This window comes from Croceicoccus bisphenolivorans (genome assembly GCF_001634625.1).
GTDB classification, from domain to species: domain Bacteria; phylum Pseudomonadota; class Alphaproteobacteria; order Sphingomonadales; family Sphingomonadaceae; genus Croceicoccus; species Croceicoccus bisphenolivorans.
The window spans coordinates 51,270-72,335 of record NZ_LRSE01000002.1 but is presented as its reverse complement, the minus strand read 5'-3'; the positions used below and the strand labels follow the sequence as shown (position 1 = coordinate 72,335).

The following is a 21,066-nucleotide window of genomic DNA, read 5'->3' as shown; positions in this document are numbered from 1 at the left end:
CCAATTGCCGCATTGCAACCTAGGGTCGTAACCAATGGCGAGCGAACTGCATTTCTCACCCGTACTTTCCGATGCCCTCGTCATCCTTGGCGCCGCCGGTATCGTGATCCCCGTCTTCGCACGGTTCCGCATCACGCCGATCATCGGATTCATTCTTGTCGGGATGCTGGTCGGTCCGTTCGGGCTCGGGCGGCTCGTCTTCGACTATCCATGGCTGCAATATGTCACGATAACCGATCCACAGGGGCTGGAACCCTTTGCGGAGTTCGGCATCATCCTGCTGCTGTTCACCATCGGCCTTGAACTGTCATTCAACCGCCTGTGGCAATTGCGGCGGATGGTTTTCGGCCTTGGCGCGATGGAACTGACCATCTCGGCCGCCCTGATAGCTTTCGCGCTGATGACGATGGGGCAATACTGGACAGGCGCCCTCGGCCTCGGCCTTGCCCTCGCGCTTTCCTCCACCGCCCTCGTCCTGCCGATTTCCGGAACCAAAAGCCCTGTTGGCAAGGCCGCTCTCTCGATGCTGCTGTTCGAGGATATCGCCATCGTGCCGATCATCTTCATGCTCGGCGCGATGGCGCCTTATGCCAGCAGTGAAGGGATGGAGGGGCTGTGGCACACGATCTGGACGGGCGGGCTGACCGTGATCTTCCTGATGGTCGGCGGGCGCTTCCTGCTGCCGCGCCTGTTCGCACAGGCGGCTCGTACGAAAAGCCCCGAACTGTTCCTTGCCGCCAGCCTGCTGGTCGTGATCATCGCGGCACTGGCGACCGCAGCGGTTGGCCTTTCACCCATCGTCGGCGCGCTGCTTGCCGGCCTGCTGATCGCCGAAACCGAATATCACACGGAGGTCGAGGGGATCACTGCGCCGTTCAAGGGTCTTGCGCTCGGGATTTTCCTCATCACCGTGGGCATGGGCGTCGATCTTGGGGTGATCGCCGCAAATGCATGGCCGATCGCTGCGGCCGTGACAGGCGTGCTGCTGGTAAAGGCACTGGTGACGGGCGCGTTACTGCGCATGATGGGCGCGCGCCGTGGCACTGCGGTGGAAACCGGCATCACCATGGCCAGCCCTTCGGAAACGACGCTGATCGTGCTTTCCGCGGCCGCCACGGCACAGTTGATCCAGCCCCAAACCGCCCAGTTCTGGCAGATCGTGACCGCCATCGGCCTGACGATCACGCCGATCCTCGCCCTGTTCGGGCGCAAGGTCGCGCGCCATGTCGATGCCCCACCGGCGCCTGCGGTAGAGGATAGCGAGGATGATCCTTCACAGGGGCGTGCGATCATTCTGGGATACGGGCGTGTCGGGCAGCTAGTCGCCGACATGATGTCGCGGCACGACCAACGTTTTCTGGCCATCGACTCCGATCCGGAACTGGCTGCGGTAGCGCGCCGCCGCAAGCACCCGCTGCTCTATGCGGACGCGCGCGGCCCCGCGCTCGACCGGATCAATCTCTCGAACGCCTCGGCCATTATCCTGACGATGGACGAACCCGTTCTGGCTGCACGCCTGCTGCGCAAGTTGCGCTCGCGCTACCCCGACCTACCGATCGTCGCCCGTGCGCGCGATTCCAGCCACGCTGCCGAACTCTATCGCGCCGGAGCAACCGAAGCCGTGCCGGAAACGCTCGAAAGTTCGCTGCAACTGTCAGAGGCAGTGCTCGTCAACGTCGGCGTTGCCATGGGGCCGGTCATCGCCTCGATCCACGAAAAGCGCGATGAATTCCGCGAACAGATCATGCGCGACGGCGAACTGACGCGAAAGCCGAAGCTGAAGACGAGCCTGGCTGACAGGCGAACCGAAGCGTCGGGCGAAGCGGCCTGAGCCGCACACGCCCTGCTCGATCAGGCCGGCGCCAGCTCAGTCCGCCAGTGCTTCCTTCACCGCTTCGATAGCTGCGCTGGCCTTCGAGCCGTCGGGCCCGCCGCCCTGCGCCATGTCGGGACGGCCACCGCCGCCCTTGCCGCCCAGCGCCTCGACCCCCTTGCGGACGAGATCTACGGCACTGAAGCGCTCGATCAGGTCATCGGTCACGGCGACAGCGAACGCCGCACGCCCTTCGTTGACAGCGGCAATCGCGGCCACACCCGAACCAAGCCGCTTCTTGGCATCGTCCAGAAGCCCGCGCAGTTCCTTGGGGTCCATGCCTTCCAGCACCTGCCCGGCAAATGCCACACCGCCGACATCCTCGTCAGCCGGTGCTGTCGTTGCGCCGCCCGACGCACCTGCCAGCGCAAGCGCCTTCTTCGCGTCTGCCAATTCCCGCTCCAGCCGCTTGCGTTCATCGATCAGCGCGATGACCCGGCCAGTAACTTCATCGGGCGCAGCCTTCATGGCAGCGGCAATCGCCTTCAACGCATCTTCGCGCCCGACCAGCCAAGCGCGAGCGGCTTCACCCGTCAGCGCCTCGATACGGCGGACGCCAGAGGAAACCGCGCTTTCGGCAACGATGCGGAAAACCGCGATGTCGCCAAGGGCATTGACGTGCGTGCCGCCGCACAGTTCCACCGAGTAGGAACGCGTTTCCGGGTTCCGGCCCATGGAAAGGACGCGAACCTCATCGCCGTACTTTTCGCCGAACAGCGCCATGGCGCCGGCCTCGATCGCATCGTCCGGGCTCATCAACCTTGTCGTGACCGGTTCGTTGCCGCGGATCTGGGCGTTTACTTCAGCCTCGACCGCGCGGATGTCTTCTTCGGTCAGCGCCTTGGGGTGGGAGAAGTCGAAGCGCAGGCGATCGGCAGCAACGAGCGACCCCTTCTGCGTGACATGCCCGCCAAGCCGATTGCGCAGCGCTGCGTGCAACAGGTGCGTCGCGGAGTGATTGGCACGAATGGCATCGCGCATCTGCGCATCGACGACGAGATGGACCGTATCGCCCACGGCAATCGTGCCGCTCTTGATCGTGCCGTGGTGTGCGTGCAGGCGCCCCAGCGGCTTCGAAGTGTCGGACACCTCGATCTCCAGCCCGTTTGCCGTGATCGTTCCGGCATCGCCGGTCTGCCCACCGCTTTCGCCGTAAAACGGCGTCTGGTTGGTCAGCACGACAACGTCCTGCCCGGCGCTTGCCGATTTCACTTCCGCCCCGTCGACAAGCAAAGCGACAACGTTTCCTTCACCCTGGGTGGAGGTATAGCCGGTGAATTCGGTCGCACCTTCGCGCTCGGCAATGTCGAACCAGACCTCGCCCGAAGCCGCATCGCCGCTTCCCTTCCACGCCGCGCGCGCCGCCGCCTTCTGCTGCGCCATTGCGGTATCGAAGCCTTCACGGTCGACCCCGATGCCGCGCGAACGCAGCGCATCTTCGGTCAGGTCGTAGGGAAATCCGTATGTGTCGTAGAGGCGGAAGGCCGTCTCGCCGGGCAATTCATCGCCCGTCGCAAGATCGACGGTCGCTTCGTCGAGCAGACGCAGGCCCTTGTCCAGCGTCTGGCGGAACCGCGTCTCCTCACGCTCCAGCACTTCACCAATCAGGGCCTGAGCACGCGCTAGTTCCGGGTAGGCCTGCCCCATTTCAGTGACAAGCGCTGGAACCAGGCGGTGCATCAACGGCTCGCTCGCGCCAAGAAGATGCGCATGGCGCATGGCGCGACGCATGATCCGGCGTAGAACGTAGCCGCGCCCTTCGTTCGAGGGCAGAACGCCATCGGCAAGCAGGAAGCTCGTCGAACGCAGGTGATCGGCGATTACTCGGTGGCTCGCCTGGGTTGCGCCTTCGGCCTTCACACCAGTCAGGTTTTCCGATGCGGTAATCAGCGCCTTGAACGTGTCGGTGTCGTAATTGTCGTGCACGCCCTGCATGACGGCGGCAATGCGTTCGAGACCCATGCCCGTATCGATCGAAGGCTTGGGCAAGGGATCACGAGTGCCGTCCGCCTTCTGCTCGAACTGCATGAACACGAGATTCCAGATCTCGATGAACCGGTCGCCATCCTCTTCGGGTGATCCCGGAGGACCACCCCAGATATGCTCGCCATGATCGTAGAAGATTTCGCTGCACGGCCCGCAGGGCCCCGTATCGCCCATCGACCAGAAATTGTCCGATGTCGGGATACGGATGATCCGGTCATCGGAGAGACCCGCGATCTTCTTCCAGAGATCGAAAGCCTCGTCGTCAGTGTGATAGACCGTGGTGATCAGTTTGTCGGCGGGGATCCCCCACTCTTTGGTCAGCAGGGTCCAGGCATGTTCGATCGCTTGCTCCTTGAAATAGTCGCCGAACGAGAAGTTGCCGAGCATCTCGAAGAAGGTGTGGTGCCGCGCGGTATAGCCGACGTTGTCGAGGTCGTTGTGCTTGCCGCCTGCGCGCACGCACTTCTGCGATGATGTCGCCCGTGGCGGATCGCGTGTTTCGAGCCCGGTGAAGACGTTCTTGAACGGGACCATCCCTGCGTTCACGAACATCAGGGTCGGATCGTTGTACGGCACCAGCGGTGCCGAGTGGACTTTCTCGTGCCCGGCCTTGCCGAAATAGTCGAGGAAGGAGGCGCGGATTTCGTTCGTCGAGGTCATGGCATGGCAGTTAGGCGACAGGCGCAATTGCGACAAGCGGTGAAGTGGCCGGAAATTGCGTTCAGAGCGATCGTCACGCCCGATTTTCCGCTTGGCGCAATACTGAAAGGGCGGATCCGGCCATCGCCGAACCCGCCCCAACAGCAAATTTCATCGAATCGGATCAGGCAATCATTCGCCGTCGTCTTCGCCCGGGCCGACCATCATCTCTTCCGCAACCTCGTCGGTCTTGCCGCGGATCGCATCTTCCAGCTTGGCGCAAAGCTCGGGATTTTCCTTCAGGAAGGTCTTCGCGTTTTCGCGCCCCTGCCCGATGCGGATCGAATCGTAGCTGAACCACGCACCCGACTTTTCAACCAGCCCGGCCTTCACGCCCAGATCGAGGATTTCGCCGATCTTGGAAACGCCCTCGCCATACATGATGTCGAATTCGACCTGCTTGAACGGCGGCGCAACCTTGTTCTTCACGACCTTGACGCGCGTGGCATTGCCGACAATCTCATCACGATCCTTGATCTGGCCGGTGCGGCGGATATCGAGACGGACCGAAGCGTAGAACTTCAGCGCATTGCCACCAGTCGTCGTTTCCGGATTGCCGTACATCACGCCGATCTTCATGCGCACCTGGTTGATGAAGATCACCAGGCAGCGTGAACGGTTGATCGAGCCGGTCAGCTTGCGCAGCGCCTGGCTCATCAGGCGGGCCTGCAGGCCGACGTGGCTGTCGCCCATCTCGCCCTCGATCTCCGCGCGGGGAACCAGTGCGGCGACAGAATCGACCACCAGCACGTCGATCGCATTGGAACGCACCAGCGTATCGGTGATCTCCAGCGCCTGCTCACCCGTATCCGGCTGCGAGACGATCAGTTCGTCGATGTCGACACCAAGCTTCTTCGCATATACCGGGTCGAGCGCGTGTTCGGCGTCAACGAAAGCGGCGGTGCCGCCCGCCTTCTGCGCCTCTGCAATGGCGTGCAGCGCCAGTGTCGTCTTGCCCGAGCTTTCCGGCCCGTAGATTTCCACGACGCGCCCGCGCGGCAGGCCGCCGATGCCGAGCGCGATGTCGAGGCCAAGCGATCCGGTCGAAATCGCTTCGATCTCGATCTTCTCCCGGCTACCCAGTTTCATTGCCGAGCCCTTGCCGAATGCCCGATCGATCTGTGCCAGAGCGGCGTCCAGCGCCTTTTGACGATCCACGTTGCTTTCCTTGTCCACCAGCTTCAGATTCGCAGCCATCGCTTCGGCCTTTCGCATCGTTTGTGCCTGTCGGCCTATCGACCGTCCTGCAATGATGTATCCCATTTGTTCTCATGGAACAAGAGGGGAACGAAAATTACCGAGAGTGCCTTGCGGCCGCTATAAGTGTGGTACGCCTATTGCCGGCTCGCGCCCAGCACCGATGCAACCTTTTCCCCGATCTGTGCGACGGAAAAAGGCTTTGGCAGGAAATACATGGCCTCGATATCGATCTCGCGGCGCAACTGCTCCTCGGCATAGCCGGACATGAACAGCACGGGCAGATCGGGCTTGAGCTTGCGAATCTCGCGCGCCATGGCCGGACCGTCCATCGTGGGCATGACGACGTCGGAGATCACGAGGTCGAATTCGCCGCCCTCCCGCATCGCTTCCAGCCCTTCCTCGCCATCAGCCGCCGTTTTCACGACGTAACCCTGCCGCACCAGCGCACGTTCGGCCACCGCGCGAACGGTGTCTTCGTCCTCCACCAGCAGGATCTTGCCCGTTCCGCCGAAAGCAGCGCGCGGCTCCACCTCTTTGCGCGGTTCTGCGACGATTTCGCCTGCCACCGGCACGTGCACCGGCAAATAGACCGTAAAGCGCGCGCCCTCTCCCGGCTCGCTCTCTGCAAAGATGAAGCCGTCCGACTGCTTCACGATGCCGTAGACGGTGGACAGGCCGAGGCCCGTCCCCTTCCCGGTCTCCTTCGTTGTGAAGAACGGTTCGAAAATCTTGCCGAGGCTGTCGGTGGGAATGCCGTCGCCCGTATCCTCGACAATCAGGGCGGTGTAGTTTCCTTGCGGCAACACCTCGTTCTTCAGCGCCCGCACATCGCGCGGCGTGATCTTGCGGGTCGAGATCGTAAGCGTGCCGGATTCGCCCTTGGCAAGCATGGCATCGCGGGCATTGACGGCCAGATTGACGATCACCTGTTCCAGCTGGCTGGGATCGGCCCGCACTGCGCCCAATGCGCGATCATGCTTCACCTCAAGCCGGATCTTTTCGCCGATCAGCCGCTTGAGCAAGGCGGAGACTTCCGACACGACATCGGGCAGCTGCAGCACCTGGGGCCGCAACGTCTGCTGGCGCGAAAAGGCCAGCAACTGGCGGGTAAGCGAGGCGGCGCGGTTCGAATTCGCCTTGATCTGCTGAATATCGTCGTAATCGCTGTCGCCCGGCGCGTGGCGCAGCAGCATCAGGTCGCAATAACCGATGATCGCGGTCAGCACGTTGTTGAAGTCGTGCGCCACACCGCCTGCCAGCTGGCCGACGGCCTGCATCTTGGTCGCCTGCGCGACCTGGCGCTTCAGACGCGTTTCCTCTGTCGTGTCCTTCAGGCTCAGCAATACGGCCGATTCGCCAAGTCCGCGCACACCGGCAAGACTGAGCGTGACCGGTTCTTCCGGACTGGCGTGCAGGCGCACCGGCATCGCGCCGGAACTGGGCGTGCCTGCTGCATGGCGCCGGATCGAATCGGCCAGTGCACTCTTGTCTTCCCGCACGACGAGATCGGACGGAAACGGTGGAATCTCGCCATGAGTTTCAAGGCCCGCGGCACGGCGGAACGCCTTATTCGCAAACAGGAACCGCCCGTCCCTGTCCGTCATCGCAAGACCGAGCGGCAGCAGGGCGAGCAGGCTCTCGATCTCTGGCAGGGCGGCGGCGTTACCGGCATGCAGCCCGCCTTCGAGGATCAGGAACAGGACCGGCGAACTGCGCCCCTTGCCCGGCGCATCGTCGGGATCGACAACCGGCAGGTGGATGAGGCGCAGATCCTCGCCACTCGTACCTTCCCGCGCATAATAGATGCGATCGTAGTCATCCGCGGTCAGGAACTCGACGAATTCCCGGCCGACGAGGTTTTCAGGAGCATCCCCCGCAGCCCGCCGCGCGAATTCGGCGTTTGCGCCAAGGACTTCGCCTTCGGCGCTGACCGCCACGGCCTGTATGCCCGCAGCACCCAAAGCGCGACCCAGCTTGTCGTCCAGCTGGCGTACGACCCGCGCACCCAGATCCACCGTTTCGACCGGCGCGAATTCCCAGACGAGATGATTTTGCCCCCGCCCCGCGCGCCGCAAAACGGCGTGCCAGCGGCCATTGGTGCCCACCAGCGACTGGACCGTCGCTTCGCCAGCGCGCCACGCCTCTCGCGATGCATCGGACAGGCGGGCCTGCGAATCCTCGTCCAGCGCAAGCTGGGGCGGTGTGTTGTAGAACCCGAACCACTCGCCATAGCGCGTGTTCGCACAGACTACCCTGCCGCTGCGCTCGGTAATGACGGTGGCGACGTCCGGCCTTTCGATCGCCGCGACGGTCACCGACCAGTCAGGCGGGGCAAGGCGCTCTTCACCTTCGGTCGGCACACGCTTCATCGCCGCACGCATCACGGCGGTGAACACTATCAGCGTGCCGGCATAAGCGATCGTCAGCTGCCACAGGTCTGTCATGACCTGTATGGCAACCGCACTGGCAAGAACCGCCGTGCCGATCAGCAGCCAGTCGGGTACGCTGCGCCCCGGCGTTTCCCTGAGCAAGCCCAGCATCAGCTTTCGGATTCCGCGTGGCGCGCACGTTCAAGCCTCTCGCGGCGATGCCGGATTGCCCGCATCCGCTTGCGCGCGATCCACCAGCGCCAACCCCAGGCCGAAACCACGTAACCGACGGCGCTGGTAATGGACGCAAGCGCGACCAGCCCGAACGCGGTCACCAGCGTTTCACCGGTCAGCCATTCGAGAAACTTGTCGAATTCGGTCTGCTGCATTGCGGTGCTGACGGGTGCGACGATGGTCACCTCGTCCACTCGAAGCAATACGCCGCCCAGCCAATTGGCAAACCACCAGACAAGCGGCGTGGTGGCCGGATTCGTCACGAAAGTCAGTGCAGCAGCAACCGGCACATTGGCGCGCACCGGCAATGCCAGCATGGCGGCAACGAAGATCTGGCCAAGCGGAATGATGATTCCCGCCGCGATGCCAAGAGCAACGCCGCGCGGCACTGAGCGGCGGGTGAAACGCCAGAGTTCGGAGCGCAGGACGCGATGCGCATAGGGACGGATGAAGCGATTGCGCTCCATCTGTTCGCGGGTCGGCATCTTCGACCGCGTCCAACCTGCGATGCGGCTGGCAATGCCCTGCGCCATGAGTCTCTTTCTAGCCTTCGTGACCGGCTGAAACCCGGCCCATGCCCCCTGTTAGCGCGCATCAGATACACAGCTGGTGAACGCCGTCACACTTCCTAGCCGCGATTGACGGAATTTGTCATCAATATCGCGCGGCCAGTAAACTCGATTTTCGATAACTATCCGTGCTCGCGCATCACGCGAGCCTTGTCCCGCTTCCAGTCACGCTCCTTGATGGTCGCGCGCTTGTCGTGCGCCTGCTTGCCCTTCGCGAGCGCGAGCTCGACTTTCGCCCGGCCCTTGGAATTGAAATAGACCGACAGCGGCACCAACGTCATGCCCTTGCGCTCCACCGCACCCAGCAGCTTCTCGATCTCGCGCGTGTGCAGAAGCAGCTTGCGCGGGCGCTTCGGCTCGTGGTTGTAGCGGTTGCCATGGCTGAATTCGGGCACGTTCGCGTTCACCAGCCACGCCTCGCCATCGCGAATCTCGGCATAGGCCTCTGTAATCGAGCCTTCGCCAAAGCGCAGCGACTTCACCTCCGTACCGGTCAGCGCGATGCCGGCTTCGAAGGTGTCCTCGATGAAATAGTCGAACCGCGCGCGGCGATTTTCCGCGACGGTCTTGGTCTTTTCGAACGTAGAGGGCTTGGGACGTGCCATAGCCGCGCCATGTAGGGAGCCTGAGCGCGCTGCGAAAGCCCCCTGTGCAGATCGGGCCGGTTACTGCAGTCCGGCATGCTGCAGCGCTTCGTCGACCGCCGCCTTCGCCTTGTCCGAACACTTGACCATCGGCAGGCGCAGATCGTCAGTCATCCAGTCATGCACGCGCGACAGGGCATACTTGCACGGCGCGGGGCTCGCATCCTCGAACATGGCGTAATGCAGCGGATAAAGCTTGTCGTTGATTTCCCGCGCCTTGGCGAAGTCGTTGTCGACACAGGCCTGCTGGAATTCGGCGCAAAGCTTCGGCGCGACGTTCGCGGTGACGGAGATGCAGCCCGAAGCACCGGCGGCATTGGCAGGCAGCGAAAGCTCGTCATCGCCCGAAAGCTGGCAGAAGTCCGGCCCGATGCCCATGCGGTGATCGACGACTCGCGACAAGTCGCCGCTCGCGTCCTTAATGCCGATGATCCGGTCGGGAAAACGCTTGGCCAGTTCGCACACCGTTTCCGGTTCGATATCCGTCACCGTGCGGCCCGGCACGTTGTAGAGGATGATCGGCAGGTCGCAGTTTTCGGCCAGATGCGAAAAGTGCGCGATCAGCCCCGCCTGGCTGGGACGGTTGTAATAGGGCGCGACGACAAGTGCCGCAGATGCGCCATACCGCTTCGAAAAAGTCATGTGCATCAGCGCATTGGCGGTATCATTGGAGCCGCAGCCCGCAATCACCGGAACGCGGCCTGCCGTATGTTCGACACAAATTTCGATTACACGGTGGTGTTCGGCGTTCGTGAGCGTCGAAGCCTCGCCCGTGGTTCCGCAAGGGACAAGCGCCTTCGATCCGTTCTCGATCTGCCAATCGATGAGTCGGCGAAACGCGGCTTCATCGACGGCACCGTCGCGAAAGGGTGTCACAAGGGCGGGGATTGACCCAGAAAACATTGCGAAAGGCTCCAGGATTATTGCTATTTTTGTTCGTAAGTCGCGCGTGGTTAAGACGGAACACTTTGGACGGGTTAACCGTTCACCGGCTGATAAGGAGGGTTCCCCTATAATGTCCAGCATGGGAAGTCGTCGAGAATCTTTGCCAAAGGCGCTGCCAAAGTCGCTGATCGCCCGCGCCAGTGTGATCGCGATTGCCTGTTGCGGGCTGTCAGCCGTGCCCGCCATCGCTCAGGATGGCGGCACTGCCGAAACGTTCGGCCAGATCCAGTGGAACCCGTCGGACTGGGACAAGGCGCGCATGCGCAACATGGCTTCTCGCCCCGGCCCGATGACTTACGCCGTTACCCGCTGGAACCAGCTGATCGCGCAGAATGGTGGTTCGTTCGAGGAATATGCCGGCTTCATCAGCCAATATCCCGGCTTTCCGCGACAGGACTACCTTCAGGGCAAGGCCGAAGCCGCGCTGGCCGACAAGTATGTCGAGCCGGGCCGGCTGGTCGCATTTTTCGACAAGTACCCGCCGCAGACGAACGTGGCCCGCGCGCAATACGCGCTGGCACTTCGCGCACTGAACCGGCCCGAGGCAGGCAAGATCGCGTTCGAGGCATGGCGCGGCGGTTCGATGTCTCCGGTGGCCGAAGCGACGCTCGCCTCCATGTTCGGCGCACAGTTCAGCCAGGCCGATCACGAAACGCGGATGAACGAATTGCTGTGGCAGGCCGATGTAGAGGGCGCGCAACGCCAGATCATGCGCGTCAGCGGACCTTCGCGCGGATTGCTGATGGCGCGACTGTCAGCGCTGCAGGGGCAAGACCCGCTGAGCGTGGGTCTGTCGGTGCCGGTGACCGCAGGCAGCGATCCCGGCTGGCTTTACAACCGCGTTCGCCAGTTGCGCACCAGCGGACAGGGCGCGGTTGCACGCAGCCTGATCGCCAATACGCCGGCGTTCTCCCACCTGCCCAACGATCAGGAAGCATTCGTCACCGAAATGCGCCTGCAGGCCAATGACGCGCTGACGATGGGCGATGTCGGCACCGCAGTGCGCATCGCGCGCCGTGCGACGCAGGCCTTTGCGCCGGACGCCGACGTGTCGAAATTGTCGAGCAAGATCCGCGACGATTACGAAAAGCTGTTCTACCCCATCGGCGAAGCGGCACTCGCCCGCGGCGATGCGCGCAGTGCGGCTGACATGTTCGAAATTTACGGCAAAAGCCAGCGCACTGCCCCCGCCCGTACCAAGGGTTTCTACTTCGCAGGGCTCGCCGCGGACCGTGCCAATGCGCAGGATGTCGCGCGCCGCAATTACGAAGCGGCAGCCGCCTATCCCGACCAGTTCTACGGCCAGCTCGCGCTTGAAAAGCTGGGTCGCCCTCTGGAGGTGCCCGCAGGTGTGCTGCCAACTCCATCGATCGCGGCCCGCTCCGCCTTCAACGCCCGCCCGCTGGTGCAGGCCGCACGCGAAGTCGGGCGGGTCGGCGACTGGCGAACGGCAGTCTATTTCTTCCGCGAACTGGGCCAGCAGGCCGAAACAGCGGAAGATTTCGCCCTGATCGCCGAATTGGCGCGCGAAACGGGCCGCCGCGATCTTGGCGTCATCGCCGGGCGAGAGGCTTCGACCGGCAAGTTCTACGCATTTTCGACTTACGCCTTCCCGCGCATCGACGTGCCGACCGGCACCGACAACGCGTGGTCGATGATCCACGCGATCAGCCGCCAGGAGAGCCAGTTCGCCACCGATGCGCAAAGCCATGCCGGTGCGCGCGGCCTGATGCAGTTGATGCCCGGCACCGCGCAGGAACAGGCGGGCAAGATGTACCTGAGCTACAACCGCGATTCCCTGATCGCGGACCCGCAGTACAACATGCGGCTGGGCGCAGGCTATTTCTCACGCATGATGGATGTGTTCGGCGGTTCCTATCCGCTGGCCGTAGCCGCATACAACGCTGGCCCCGGCAATGTGGGCAAGTGGCTGCGCGCCAACGGCGATCCGCGCAAGGGCGAGATCGGATGGGTGGAATGGATCGAACAGATCCCGTTTACCGAAACCCGCCGCTACGTCGCGCGCGTGCTTGAAAACGCGGCATATTACGATGCGCTCTATCCCGGTTCCGGCAACCGCAGCGGGCAATATCCGCTCAGCTACTATCTCGGCAAACGACCGGGGCAATAAGCTCCCTCACGCGTTGGCATGATGGCATGCCGCGCGCTAGGAACGCGGTATGAGCGAGCCGGCAAAAGTAAAGGGCAACCCGATCACGCCTGCGGGCTATTCCGCATTGCGCGCGCGTTATGACGTGCTGTTGGGGGACGAGCGTCCGAAGATCGTCGATATCGTCAGCTGGGCCGCAGGCAACGGTGACCGGAGCGAGAACGGCGACTACATCTACGGACGCAAGCGCCTGCGGGAGATCGACCGTGAACTGGCCCACCTCTCCCGCCGGATGAAGGCTGCCCGCGTCGTCGTCCCCTCCGAACAACCCGATAAAAGCCGCGTATTCTTCGGCGCGGCCGTAACGATTGCGGACGAGGATGACGAGCATCGCACGGTCACGATCGTGGGGGACGACGAGGCCGATGCCGGCAAGGGCCTGATCGGCTGGGGCTCCCCACTCGCGCGCGCATTGCGCGGTTCCTCCGTGGGTGATCTGCGCACCGTGCGGCTTCCGGCAGGTGACAAGGAATGGGAAGTGATGGCCATCGCCTATGACTAGGTGGCTGCCATTGCTGCTGGCGACGCTGGCCACCGCGACGGCTGCTTCCGCGCAGCCTGAAGCGGTATCTGTTCATTCCGGCTGGGGCGCGTTTCGCGACGGGCGAACCTGCTACGCCATCGCCATGGCCGAGCCTTCGCCCTATTCCCGTGAACGGCAGCCATTTGCCAACATCACTGTTGCGCCGGGCGCGGAACGCTTCACCATGCGGCTTTCACGCACTCTCGCCCGCGATGCCATCGTCACGCTCGATGTCGGCAACCGGCGTTTCCGGCTTGAAGGCGGAGGGGACAGCGCATGGGGCAAGGACGACAATGCGGCAATCATCGCCGCCATCCGCAACCGCGATACGATGACCCTGGGCGCGCGGGACAGCCAGGGCCGTTTCTTCCGCGACGCGTACAAGCTGACAGGCGCGCCGACAGCCATCGATTCCGCGATCGTCGCCTGCCGCTGATATGAAAACGCGGGCCGGTTTCCCGACCCGCGCTCTCTTGGGACTGCTTTTCGCTTAGAAGCGCATGCCCACCGATGCCACGATCTGGTGACGGTCGGTATCGATGTCAAAACGGTCGCTGTCGGGCAGGTCGCCATTCTCGAATTCCGCCTCGCTATAGTTCGAATAGCGGTACTCGAGCTTGGTGAACGTGTTGCTGCTCATCGCGTACTCAAGGCCCGCACCGGCGCGCCAGCCGTCGACGTTGATGTCCTGATCAAGCTCGCTTTCGCCATCGGCTGCCAGAACGTTGTAACGAGCGTTGGTGTAACCGCCCTTCACGTAGGCAAGCAGGTCCGGTGCAACCTTGGCACCAAGGCGCGCACCGATGTAGAGATCCCGACCGGTATCGACGCTGCCAAGGCCGAAGCCTTCGTAGTCACCGCCATCGCTGAACTCGGTCTTCGCAGTCGAGTCGGTGTATTCACCTTCGACACCGAACACCATGCCGCCCATGTCGATGTCGTAACCGATGCCGACACCATAAAGCAGACCATCGATCGACTGGTCGTCAGCGTCGTTCAGGTCATTGTCGGCGTCCGACCCTGCCTGAGAAATGTCGTAACCGACAATGGCTTCGACGCGCGGGCCGCTGAAATCGTAGTCCTGCGCAGCTGCGGGCATGGCCATGGCGCCGAAAGCGGTACCGGTGGCGAGAATTGCAACGATCTTTTTCATAATAACTCCAATCATTTCCCTCATTGCCCCCATCAGTGGGGTGCGATGCCCCACGGCGGGGTGTGGACCACGGAAATGATCGAGGGGCGAGCGTTGTTTCATGAACGGCAGACAACGTCCCAACTCACCGAAAAAAGGGCACAATTTGCCGTTCTGACGTGCCGATTTCGCGACGAACACCATCGTGATACCAAATGGTGCGGAACCACATCTTGAAAGCGGTGTTCACGCGCCCTTTGCGCACGTGCGGTTCCTCTCTATATGGCGCGCCATGCACATGAACATGCCTGTCCCGGGCCACATCGATCCCGTTCCCGTTCCGCGGGAGGTTACGCCGCGCGAAGACGGGCGCGTCGACCTGCTCGGCCTGCCGCGCAAGCAGATCGCCTCTCTGTTCGAACAGGCGGGGCTCGACGCGAAGGCGGCCAAGCTGCGTGGCAAGCAGGTCTGGCACTGGGTCTATCATCGCGGCGTATCCGATTTCGACGCGATGACCGACATTGCCAAAACGATGCGCCCTTGGCTGGCCGAACGGTTCGTCATCGCCCGACCGGAAGTGGTGGAGGCCCAGCATTCGAGCGACGGCACCCGAAAATGGCTGCTGCGCACGGCGGACAACCACGATTTCGAGATGGTGTTCATCCCCGATGCCGATCGCGGCACGCTCTGCGTGTCGAGCCAAGTGGGCTGCACGTTGAATTGCCGCTTCTGCCACACCGGCACGATGCGCCTTGTCCGCAACCTGACGCCTGGCGAAATCGTGGGACAGGTCATGCTGGCCCGCGACGCGCTGGGCGAATGGCCGAAGGGGCGGATGGACGGCCTCGACGATGCCGAGGATGAGGGTACCTATACCTCCGACGGGCGCCTGCTTACCAACATCGTGATGATGGGCATGGGCGAGCCGCTCTATAATTTCGACAATGTCCGCGATGCGCTGAAAATCGTGATGGACGGCGACGGACTGGCCCTGTCCAAGCGGCGCATCACGCTGTCCACCAGCGGTGTCGTGCCGATGATGGAGCGCTGCGGCGAAGAGATTGGCGTGAACCTCGCCGTCTCGCTCCACGCGATCACCAAGGATATCCGTGACGAGATCGTGCCGATCAACAAGAAGTACGGCATCGAGGAGCTGCTGCAGGCCTGTGCCGACTATCCCGGCGCATCCAACGCGCGGCGCATCACGTTCGAATACGTCATGCTGAAGGACAAGAACGACAGCGACGACGATGCACGCGAACTCGTGCGCCTGATCAAGCAGTACAAGCTGCCTGCCAAGGTGAACCTGATCCCGTTCAACCCGTGGCCCGGCGCGCCCTATGAATGTTCATCGCCCGAACGCATCAGGGCGTTTTCGAACATCGTTTTCGAAGCCGGAATCAGCGCGCCGGTGCGCACCCCGCGGGGGCGCGACATCGATGCTGCCTGCGGACAGCTGAAGACTGCGGCGGAAAAGAAGAGCCGCGCCGAACTGGACCGGATCGCCGCCGAAAAACAGGCCGCGCTGGAGGAATGAGCTAGATTTCGCGCGTGTCGTATGCGCTGCGCGAAGCCTCTATCTCCGAACGGTTTTCAAGCACCCATGTGCTGAGCCGCATGACCGGCCCCCACAACGAATGGCCCAACGGCGTTAGCGCATAGTCCACGCGCGGCGGGACCGTCGGCGTGACGGTGCGACTGATCAGCCCGTCCCGTTCAAGGTTCCTCAGCGTTCGGGTGAGCATCCGCTGGGAAATGCCCTCAACCGCGCGGCGCAGTTCGTTGAAGCGGCGCGATTTCTCGCCAAGCTTCATCACAACCTGCATCGACCACTTGTCGCCAACGCGTGACAGCATGTCGGTCACCGCGTCGCACGCACCGCTCGCCTCAATCACGGCGGTTACACCGGTGTGCCTTCGGGACTTTGCTGTGCCTTCTTGTGCATCTGCGAGGTTCGTAACCATATGCCGGTAGTTATCATTTGATACCGGAGAAATGCAAAGTGAATATCCTGCACATCGACAGCGCCACCACCGGCGCGGCATCCGTCAGCCGCGCACTGACCGCGAAGATCGTTGAGAAGCTGAAGGCCGACAATACCGGTGCGGACGTTGTTTATCGCGATCTCGGCACCGAGCCGCTCGCCCACCTCAACCCTGTCCTGACCGGCGCCATCCGCTTTCCCGAAGAAGACCGGACCGACGATATGAAGGCGGCCGCCACATCGGAAAAGAAGGTTCTGGACGAATTTCTGGTCGCAGACGTCGTGGTGATCGGCGCGCCGATGTACAATTTCACCATCCCCTCCAACCTCAAGTCATGGATCGATCGCCTCGGCATTCCGCGCGTCACGTTCCGTTATGGCGAGAACGGTGTCGAAGGGCTTGCCGGCGGTCGGCGCGTGATCGTCGCATCGGCGGCGGGCGGCCGTTACCAGCCGGGCGAACCGCCGCTGACCTATCACGAAGGCCTGATCGAGGCTTTTCTGAACTTCATCGGGGTCACCGACATCACTTTCGTGCGCGCCCACGGCGTTGGCGTGCATGGCCCCGACGGTGCGGTAGAGGCGGCAGAGGAGCAGATCGCCGCGCTCTAGGCCGATCGCAATGGTTTAGAACGGGTTAAGCGCGTTTCGTCGCATTCCGGAAACGGTTCGCCCGCTACTCTTTTTCTGAAGGATCGGTTCATCGCGCGTTCCGGTTCGCGGATCCATTCTCGGCTTCAAGCACTGCCTACGGGTAGTCGAAAGACAGAAAGGGACAAGAGATGAAAAAGGGTTTGATCGGAGCCGTGCTGGCAGCCGCCGTCGCGCTTCCCGCCGCCCCCGCAATGGCGGACCCGCCGCCATGGGCCCCGGCCCATGGCGCGCGCGCCAAGCACAAGGGCGACCGTTATTACGAACCGCGCCTGATGCGCCGTGGCGACCGTTACTGGCGCGGCGACGACGGGCGCTATTACTGCAAGCGCAACGACGGCACGACCGGCCTGATCATCGGTGCCGCCGGCGGCGCGCTGCTCGGCCGTGAAATCGACGGTGGCCGTGACAGGACGACCGGCACCATCCTTGGCGCCGCTGCCGGTGCCATCATCGGTCGCGCAATCGACAAGGGCGACGCCCGCTGCCGTTAATCGCCACCGTTGAGGAATGTTAGGAAAGGGGTCGGAAATCGAAAGATTTCCGGCCCCTTTCCTATGCAGCGCATTTGCGGTGCCGGGGCAAATATGGTCCAAGCATCTCCATGTCCTCACGCACTCTTCCATCGGTACTGGTCACAGGCGCGGCAAGGCGGCTGGGCAAGACGATTGCCGAGCGATTCGCCGCCGCGGGCTGGCACGTTGTGATCCATCACCTACACTCCGACGACGATGCCGAATCGCTGGCAGCGGCCTTGCCGAGCGCGGAAGTGGTGAGTTTCGACCTTGCCGACAGCGATGCGATCGAATCATGCGTCAACGATCTCGCGGCGCGGGTGGAGGGCTGGTGCGCACTGATCAATTGCGCCTCGATCTTCGAATTCGATGATGCTCGCCTGATCGATCACGACACGTTCGACCATTCGATGAAAATAAACGCCGAAGGGCCGGTCCTGCTGGCGCAACGCTATCTGGCAAAGGCCCGTACCCAAACGGGGCGGTGCGTCATCAACGTGCTCGACCAGAAGCTGGCCAACATGAATCCCGATTTCTTCAGCTACACGATGGCCAAGGCGGCGCTCGCCTCGGCAACCGAGATGCTGGCCATGGCGCGACGGGGTACGCCCGATCGCATCTATGGCCTGTGCCCCGGAGCAATGCTGCCCAGCTTCGACCAGGTGGAGGCAGAGCACGAGGCAAGCGGGCGCATGAACCTGCTGCACCGTCTGACCGATCCCGATGAACTGGCCGATGCCGCGCTTTTCCTCGCCAGCGGCGTAGCAGCGAGCGGACAGGTGCTCTACGTCGATTCGGGCCAGCACCTGATGCAGCAGGAACGCGACGTACTGTTCCTCGCGCGCGGGGACAGCCAGACCGATGCGCGATTGCCGCTTGCGTCCGATGGCTGACAAGCGTCTACATTCAGCGACATGAGTGCTTCCGACCGGATCATCGCCCGCTTTTTCGCGAGCACCGTCGAACAGGGAACGCTGGAGGTTCACTTCGAAGGCGGAGGGATGCAGACCTTCGGCACACCGGCCGCAGGCTTCGAAGACCTGTCGATCACCCTGCGCAAAGGGGCCACGCGCCAGATCCTGACTGACCCTCGCCTCGGCGCGGCGGAAGCCTACATGGACGGCAGGCTGGTCATCGAAGGCGGCGGGATCATGGAACTGATCCACATGCTGCGCGCCAACCAGCCGTGGGACAAGGGGCAGCGTTTGCGCCCACCCACGTTCCTGCGCCGCATGAAGGACCGCGTCGCCTATCTGCGCAGCGCGACCAACCGCGCCTCCAGTTCCAGAAGCAATGTCGCCCACCATTACGACATCGGCAACGATCTCTACGAACTGATGCTCGATGCCCCGCACATGCAGTATTCGTGCGCCTACTGGCCGCGCGAGGGCATGACGCTGGAGGAAGCCCAGCACGAGAAGCTGGCCCACATCGCCGCCAAGCTCGCGCTCGAACCGGGGCAGCATGTGCTCGACATCGGTTGCGGCTGGGGCGGCATGGCGATCTTCCTTGCGCAGAAAGCGGGCGTGCGGGTTACCGGCATCACGCTTTCGCAAGAGCAGCTGGCGCTTGCCCGCAAGCGTGCGGAGGCGGCGAGCGTGGCAGACAAGGTCAGTTTCGAACTTGTCGATTATCGCGATCTGGCCGCATCGGGCCGCCGGTTCGACAGGATCGTTTCCGTCGGCATGTTCGAACACGTCGGCCAGCCACAGTTCGAAACGTACTTCCGCTCCGTCGGCAATCTCATGCATCAGGATGGAGTGGCGTTGATCCACACGATCGGCCGCATGGGTGCGCCGGGCATGACGGACGCCTTCACGCGCAAGTACATCTTTCCCGGCGGCTACATCCCCGCCCTGTCCGAAACCGTCGCGGCGAGCGAGAAGGTCCGCCTGATCGCCAGCGACGTGGAAACCCTGCGCATCCATTACGCCAAGACCCTGCGCTGCTGGTACGACCGCTGCATGGCGCACCAGTCCGAGATCGAGGCGATGTATGATCCGCGCTTCTTCCGGATGTGGAGTTTCTACCTTTCCGGCGCGACTGCCGCTTTCGAAAGCGGCGGCATGTGCAATTACCAGATCCAGTACGTGCGCGACCGCCGCGCCCTGCCCCTGTCGCGCGATTACATGGCAGCGGCAGAGAGCAACCTGATCAGCCCGGCTTGATGCGCACGCCGCGCCGGTCCATCTGCAGCCGGTGACCACTTCGCCAGACCTGCCGCTGACCCGCCGCGCGATCCTTTCTCAGGCATGGCCGATCATGGTGGGGCAGGCATCCGTCCCGCTGGTCGGCATCATCGACACGATCGTCGTCGGCCGCACCGGGGATGCAGCCGCACTCGCCGGCGTGGCGCTGGGCGCGACGATCATCACCCTTGTTTTCTGGACATTTGGCTTCCTGCGCATGGGGCTGACGGGCCTTACAGCGAAAGCGCAGGGCAGCGGCGATGATGGCGAGGTCAATGCCCTCCTCGTCAGGGGCATCGGCATCGGGCTTGCCATCGGGTTGGCCCTGACACTTCTTCAGATACCGCTGTCCACGCTTGCGCTTGCCGTGATGGCGGGGGGCGAAAAGGTCAGCGGCGAGGCGGATGCCTACATAACCGCACGCTTCTTCGGCGCGCCCGCCGCACTTGCCGTATTCGCGATCACCGGCTGGCTGCTGGGCCTTGGCCGCACCCGTTCGGCGCTGGTGCTGCAACTGGTGATGAATGCCTGCAACGCTGCACTCAACGTAGCGCTGGTATGGGGCGCGGGTCTTGGTGCCGGCGGGATCGGTGCCGGAACGGCAGGGGCGGAATGGATCGCCGTGTTTACCGGGATCGCGCTTTGCTGCCGGATTACGGGGTTGGGCCCGGTCTCGCTATTGCGCCGCACTCCGCTTGATGTGCTGCTCGACCGGACGGCGCTTGCCCGTCTGTTCGCCATCAACCGCGACTTGATGATCCGTACAATCGCACTCCTGCTCGTGTTCACATGGCTGGCAAGTTCCGGCGCGCGGATCGGCACCAGCACGCTCGCCGCCAACCACGTCCTGCTGCAGTTCGTGAGCGTATCGGCGTTCGTGCTCGACGCCTTTGCGTTTACGGCGGAAGCACGTGTCGGTCAGGCGATCGGTGCCGGTTCGCGCGCGCGCTTCCTGCGTTCGGTCCGGTTGACCAGCGAATTTGCCATTGCTGGCGGTGCCTTGCTGTCGATCCTCTACTGGCTGTGCGGCCAGACGATCGTCGACGTTATGGTGACCGATGAGGCAACGAACGCGACTGCAGTTACCTTCCTGCCTTTCGCCGCCCTGATTCCTTTGCTCGGCGCGCCGTCGTGGATGCTCGACGGAATTTTCATCGGCGCGACTCGCGGAGCAGCCCTGCGCAATGCCGCCATAGTCACCACGTTGGCCTACATCGCGCTGGACCTCGCGCTGCGACCGTATGGCAATTACGGTATCTGGACCGCTTTTACGGCCACCTACATTCTGCGCGCAGCAACGCTCAGCGCGTACGTTCCGGGCCTCCTTAGGTCGATCAAACCCGCAGAGACACTTGCAGGCGGCGCAAGTCCCGCCTAACCGGC

At 63.0% G+C, this 21,066-nt stretch carries 18 protein-coding genes; 10 read left to right on the top strand and 8 right to left on the bottom strand.

Annotated features, from left to right (window positions below):
- Positions 1 to 34: 34 nt before the first annotated feature.
- Complete coding sequence (locus A7A77_RS01970; RefSeq protein ID WP_066552738.1) at positions 35 to 1,831, top strand: cation:proton antiporter domain-containing protein; 1,797 nt, start codon at positions 35 to 37, stop codon at positions 1,829 to 1,831.
- A 36-nt stretch (positions 1,832 to 1,867) separates the two neighbouring features.
- Here the strand turns inward: A7A77_RS01970 and alaS are convergent, their stop codons facing one another.
- The 6 genes from alaS to dapA all read right to left on the bottom strand — a co-directional run bounded on the left by alaS (position 1,868) and on the right by dapA (position 10,477).
- A complete protein-coding gene (gene alaS, locus A7A77_RS01965; RefSeq protein ID WP_066552735.1) occupies positions 1,868 to 4,519 on the bottom strand; it encodes an alanine--tRNA ligase in 2,652 nt (883 codons plus the stop codon).
- A 171-nt stretch (positions 4,520 to 4,690) separates the two neighbouring features.
- Positions 4,691 to 5,755 carry a recombinase RecA gene (gene recA, locus A7A77_RS01960; protein WP_066553437.1) on the bottom strand — a complete coding sequence of 355 codons (1,065 nt, stop codon included), beginning with the start codon at positions 5,753 to 5,755 and terminating at the stop codon, positions 4,691 to 4,693.
- Between the two features lie 137 nt (positions 5,756 to 5,892).
- Complete coding sequence (locus A7A77_RS01955; RefSeq protein ID WP_066552732.1) at positions 5,893 to 8,298, bottom strand: hybrid sensor histidine kinase/response regulator; 2,406 nt, start codon at positions 8,296 to 8,298, stop codon at positions 5,893 to 5,895.
- A complete protein-coding gene (locus A7A77_RS01950) occupies positions 8,298 to 8,894 on the bottom strand; it encodes a DUF2062 domain-containing protein (RefSeq protein WP_245638361.1) in 597 nt (198 codons plus the stop codon). The genes A7A77_RS01955 and A7A77_RS01950 overlap by 1 nt, the downstream gene beginning before the upstream one ends.
- Before the next feature lie 158 nt (positions 8,895 to 9,052).
- Positions 9,053 to 9,535 carry an SsrA-binding protein SmpB gene (smpB, locus tag A7A77_RS01945; RefSeq protein ID WP_066552730.1) on the bottom strand — a complete coding sequence of 161 codons (483 nt, stop codon included), beginning with the start codon at positions 9,533 to 9,535 and terminating at the stop codon, positions 9,053 to 9,055.
- A 60-nt stretch (positions 9,536 to 9,595) separates the two neighbouring features.
- On the bottom strand, positions 9,596 to 10,477 hold the full coding sequence (gene dapA / locus A7A77_RS01940) for a 4-hydroxy-tetrahydrodipicolinate synthase (RefSeq protein ID WP_066552723.1): 882 nt from the start codon (positions 10,475 to 10,477) through the stop codon (positions 9,596 to 9,598).
- Positions 10,478 to 10,589: 112 nt separating this feature from the next.
- Here dapA and A7A77_RS01935 point away from each other — a divergent pair, with 112 nt between their 5' ends.
- The 3 genes from A7A77_RS01935 to A7A77_RS01925 are packed head-to-tail and all read left to right on the top strand — an operon-like array spanning position 10,590 to position 13,648.
- Positions 10,590 to 12,650 (top strand): lytic transglycosylase domain-containing protein, encoded by a 2,061-nt coding sequence (locus A7A77_RS01935; protein WP_245638360.1) that lies wholly within the window; start codon positions 10,590 to 10,592, stop codon positions 12,648 to 12,650.
- Positions 12,651 to 12,699: 49 nt separating this feature from the next.
- Positions 12,700 to 13,191 carry a transcription elongation factor GreB gene (greB, locus tag A7A77_RS01930; RefSeq protein WP_066552721.1) on the top strand — a complete coding sequence of 164 codons (492 nt, stop codon included), beginning with the start codon at positions 12,700 to 12,702 and terminating at the stop codon, positions 13,189 to 13,191.
- The gene (locus tag A7A77_RS01925; protein WP_066552719.1) at positions 13,184 to 13,648 is read left to right on the top strand and encodes a hypothetical protein; all 465 of its coding nucleotides are present in this window, start codon (positions 13,184 to 13,186) and stop codon (positions 13,646 to 13,648) included. The genes greB and A7A77_RS01925 overlap by 8 nt, the downstream gene beginning before the upstream one ends.
- A 54-nt stretch (positions 13,649 to 13,702) precedes the next feature.
- Here A7A77_RS01925 and A7A77_RS01920 read toward each other — a convergent pair whose 3' ends face one another.
- Entirely contained in the window at positions 13,703 to 14,365 is a 663-nt protein-coding gene (locus A7A77_RS01920; RefSeq protein ID WP_066552716.1) for an outer membrane protein, read from the bottom strand.
- Between the two features lie 277 nt (positions 14,366 to 14,642).
- On the opposite strand from A7A77_RS01920, the gene rlmN reads away from it, so the two are divergent.
- The gene (gene rlmN / locus A7A77_RS01915) at positions 14,643 to 15,881 is read left to right on the top strand and encodes a dual-specificity RNA methyltransferase RlmN (RefSeq protein ID WP_245638359.1); all 1,239 of its coding nucleotides are present in this window, start codon (positions 14,643 to 14,645) and stop codon (positions 15,879 to 15,881) included.
- A gap of 1 nt (position 15,882) precedes the next feature.
- Here the strand turns inward: rlmN and A7A77_RS01910 are convergent, their stop codons facing one another.
- A complete protein-coding gene (locus A7A77_RS01910) occupies positions 15,883 to 16,308 on the bottom strand; it encodes a winged helix-turn-helix transcriptional regulator (protein ID WP_082835835.1) in 426 nt (141 codons plus the stop codon).
- A gap of 38 nt (positions 16,309 to 16,346) precedes the next feature.
- On the opposite strand from A7A77_RS01910, the gene A7A77_RS01905 reads away from it, so the two are divergent.
- From A7A77_RS01905 to A7A77_RS01885, 5 genes are all read left to right on the top strand, one after another.
- A complete protein-coding gene (locus A7A77_RS01905) occupies positions 16,347 to 16,940 on the top strand; it encodes an FMN-dependent NADH-azoreductase (RefSeq protein ID WP_066552712.1) in 594 nt (197 codons plus the stop codon).
- A gap of 170 nt (positions 16,941 to 17,110) precedes the next feature.
- Positions 17,111 to 17,473 (top strand): glycine zipper 2TM domain-containing protein, encoded by a 363-nt coding sequence (locus tag A7A77_RS01900; protein ID WP_066552711.1) that lies wholly within the window; start codon positions 17,111 to 17,113, stop codon positions 17,471 to 17,473.
- A 110-nt stretch (positions 17,474 to 17,583) separates the two neighbouring features.
- Positions 17,584 to 18,387, top strand: coding sequence for an SDR family oxidoreductase (locus A7A77_RS01895; protein ID WP_066552708.1), 804 nt, complete (start codon positions 17,584 to 17,586; stop codon positions 18,385 to 18,387).
- A gap of 21 nt (positions 18,388 to 18,408) precedes the next feature.
- A complete protein-coding gene (locus tag A7A77_RS01890) occupies positions 18,409 to 19,662 on the top strand; it encodes an SAM-dependent methyltransferase (protein ID WP_066552705.1) in 1,254 nt (417 codons plus the stop codon).
- 31 nt (positions 19,663 to 19,693) lie between these two features.
- Positions 19,694 to 21,061, top strand: coding sequence for an MATE family efflux transporter (locus A7A77_RS01885; protein WP_245638358.1), 1,368 nt, complete (start codon positions 19,694 to 19,696; stop codon positions 21,059 to 21,061).
- The last annotated feature ends 5 nt before the right edge of the window (positions 21,062 to 21,066 follow it).